We start from the raw sequence: 563 nt of genomic DNA, 5'->3' as shown, positions 1-563 counted from the left end.
TCGAACCTACAACCTTCTGATTCGTAGTCAGACACTCTATCCAATTGCGCTATAGGCGCATGTCATTAACTCAACGAAAATAATTATATCATACATATTATCAATTTGTATATGTTTTATGAAATAAAAATCATTAATAATAAACAAAAAATTCTGGCTTAATGTACTCTTCAAGTAGTCTTTATTCCGTGACTACAGCATGACAACATTGATTCACGGATTAGAATAAAAAAATAAAATAAAAAAGACTATCACATTATTGATATGATAGTCTTTTTACACTGTTTTATACAGTGACACTTGTTTGTACAAATAACCTAACGGAGAGTAAGGGATTTGAACCCTTGATACAGGTCAATACCCGTATACATGATTTCCAATCATGCTCCTTCAGCCACTCGGACAACTCTCCAAGGTAAAAAAAAACTCCGGATGTCAGACTCGAACTGACGACACCCTGATTAACAGTCAGATGCTCTACCAACTGAGCTAATCCGGAATAATAACAGCGTGGCAGCTACCTATCCTCGCGGGTAGTTTCCCACCAACTACTTTCGGCGTGG

The 563-nt window shown here is 36.8% G+C and carries 2 tRNA genes; both read right to left on the bottom strand.

Annotated elements, in window-relative coordinates:
• Positions 1-321 precede the first annotated feature (321 nt).
• A tRNA-Ser gene (locus FD33_RS10455) sits at positions 322-412 on the bottom strand.
• 14 nt (positions 413-426) lie between these two features.
• Positions 427-499, bottom strand: a tRNA-Asn gene (locus tag FD33_RS10450).
• Between the last annotated feature and the right edge of the window lie 64 nt (positions 500-563).

The sequence above is a fragment of the Companilactobacillus paralimentarius DSM 13238 = JCM 10415 genome, assembly GCF_001434985.1.
Lineage (GTDB): Bacteria > Bacillota > Bacilli > Lactobacillales > Lactobacillaceae > Companilactobacillus > Companilactobacillus paralimentarius.
The sequence above is the reverse complement of the archived record's forward strand: the minus strand, read 5'-3'. Positions and strand labels throughout refer to the sequence as shown.